This is a genomic window from Paraglaciecola arctica BSs20135, assembly GCF_000314995.1.
GTDB lineage: Bacteria > Pseudomonadota > Gammaproteobacteria > Enterobacterales > Alteromonadaceae > Paraglaciecola > Paraglaciecola arctica.
The window spans coordinates 1-2,602 of sequence record NZ_BAEO01000059.1 but is presented as its reverse complement, the minus strand read 5'-3'; the positions used below and the strand labels follow the sequence as shown (position 1 = coordinate 2,602).

General features: G+C 37.3%; 1 protein-coding gene and 1 pseudogene. Both read left to right on the top strand.

The window, feature by feature from the left end; translation table 11 throughout:
* Positions 1-226: 226 nt before the first annotated feature.
* Positions 227-1,097, top strand: a pseudogene (locus tag GARC_RS26475) (IS3 family transposase).
* 849 nt (positions 1,098-1,946) lie between these two features.
* Positions 1,947-2,525: a TetR/AcrR family transcriptional regulator gene (locus GARC_RS19635; RefSeq protein ID WP_007623546.1), complete on the top strand. Its 579-nt coding sequence runs from the start codon at positions 1,947-1,949 to the stop codon at positions 2,523-2,525.
* Positions 2,526-2,602: the final 77 nt, after the last annotated feature.

The window sequence follows — 2,602 nt, the reverse complement described above, 5'->3', positions numbered from 1 at the left end:
ATTTGAAATCAAATTACCAGATCTCCTTCAGTCTTCGGCGGTATGCAATTTTAAATGTAAATGGGAGTAATATGTAATTTTCATTATAACGTAGTATTTTTAAAAAGATTCTACACGCAATTATGTCTGCAATATTTGTGAGCTTACGAAAGCATAGCGTGACTGATCTGAACCATTAGTTTTGGACACCTCATTAAGTGAGTAAACAAACTCACAGAGGTGAATAATGACAACTAAGAATAAACGTAAAACCTATTCGGCAGAATTCAAAGAAGAAGCGCTTAAATTGGCGAGTAAAGTCGTGTTGCACAAACGGCTAGAGAGCTTGGTGTGGCTGAGCCTCAACTTTATTACTGGCGTACATCTGCACTTAAAAAAGCCGCCACCTATTTCGCGAAGAATCAAAAATAGCACGATTTGAATTTATGTAAGGGCACCAAAAGACATTCCGTATTACGCGAATGGTCAAGGTGTTGTGTGTATCGCCAAGTGGGTTTTATGCGTGGAGTATATCGTGCAAACGACCAGTAAACGTCAACAAGCACAGCAGCACCGTGACGAGCGTATTAAAGCAGCGTTTGATGACAGACGAATTTAGGTAGACCTAGCAGAGCAAGGAATTCGGCCCGATGTTAAAACCATTGCAGGAGTATGAATAGGCAGCACGTAAGTTCAAAGTGACGACTGATAGTCGACATAATTTACCGATTGCACCTAATCTGCTGGGGCGGAATTTTACAGCCGATAAGCCTAATCAAAAATGGGCAGGTGATATTACCTATTTGATGACGAGCGAAGGCTGACTCTACCTAGCTGTTGTCATTGACTTGCACTCCCGCGCAGTGATTGGTTGGTCAATGAGTACTCAGATGACGTCAGGGTTAGTATGTGATGCGTTGAATATGGCACTCTGGCGCCGTGGAAAGCTTCTTTCATTCATTGAAAGTGGAAGTCATTCAGTATGAGCCAATCATGAACCGAAATTCCATGAGGCAACATGTATTTGAATACATAGAAATTGATTACACAAAAAGAGAAGGCATAGTGCCTTGGGCTATCTTAGCTTTGAAATATTTGAACAACAATATGTCGCTTAACGAAGTCTCCACTTTTTAATGGAGCGGATCAATTAACTTATGGGGTATTTTGTGGAGCGAGCAGAAGAGTCGTCACAGCAAGTTATTGAGTTTGATAATACTTGCGCAAGTGCAAACTCCTATTAAATAAATCGTTAAATGAAGGCGGCCACCTAATTCTTCTTGGGCAAAATATTAAGGTTTTCTGCCTTGCGCACACTATCGACTCTATTTTTTGCACCAATACTGAGCTCCTCTATTCGGAGGTTTAAGTCATTCAAATTAAACTAGTGACCAGTATCTATCTAATTAAGACGTTAGTGTGTCGTCATTTTTATGAATTCTCGAAATATCTTTAATTACCGTATAACCGGTTGCTATTTAGCCTGCTCCTAAGACAATTATGGTGATATTGCCTAATAATTTTGCACGCGTTATTTACTTTTAGGTAAGAGTTTCTCTACCTAGTACCGCAGGTTGCGGATGTGTGTTTTTACAATGATAACTAGGTCAATAAAACTGCCTACACTGGATAATGGAATTGTTCTAATATTTCATTGCGAATACGTAAATTAGCGCTCAAATAATGTCAATTTGACTTATAGTTTCTGTATGAAATATTTAATAATGCAATGGCGGTTTTGTTGGGCTACGTACCATGATTAACCCAGGCTAACAATGATTAAAAGTGTAAATAATTGATATTAATTGAGTTGCTCTTTCATTGTGATAAATCATGTATTCTTGTTGTATTTCAAGTGTATTGACTTAACATATGACAATAAATAAATTCGAATTTTGCAATGTAATTATTTAAGAGTATTTATTGCAAATACATTGTTAAATTTTTAATTAATAGAGTGAATACCAATGGAAAACGAAAAAAAGGATGGTCGCATTAAACGTAGTGAACGTAGTCGTCAAGCAATCATTGACGCTATGCTAGAGTCGATGGAGCAAGGATGTTATATGCCAACAGCTCAGCAGGTTGCCGATCAGGCTGGAATTTCTATACGAACGGTATTTCGTCATTTCTCTGAAATGGAGTTGTTGTATAAAGAAATTAATGAAGCTCAAAGACCAAACTATGAAATTCATTTTGCGCTCCAAGATTTTTCCGGTACTTTAGAACAAAGAATTGCTCGCATTGTTGATGGGCGCATAGCAGGGTTTGTACAAGTTCACCATTTGATTAGAGCAACTCATGCGCTATTTTGGCGCTCGCAAATAATTAAAGATAACTACCAAAAAACCCAAAAAACATTACGTCTATTACTGTTCAAAATGCTTCCTGAGTTAAAAGATAAAGATAGCCAGACCCAAGAGTTAGCTGATGCGTTGACATCATTTGATTTTTTTGAACGTTTATATACTTTCCAAGATCTATCTATCCAAGAATGCACCAGTATTATCTCAAATAAGTTAACGCAATTAATAGCTTCACCTTAAAGTTACAACGACCTTTGCTATAAAACTGAGACGAGCTATCTGATACAAAATAAAGGTTTGAGAGCTAATAAAAAAAG

Coding starts and splice junctions, on each gene's coding strand:
- GARC_RS19635 (WP_007623546.1), top strand. CDS start 1,947: ATGGAAAACGAAAAAAAGGATGGTCGCATTAAACGTAGTGAACGTAGT.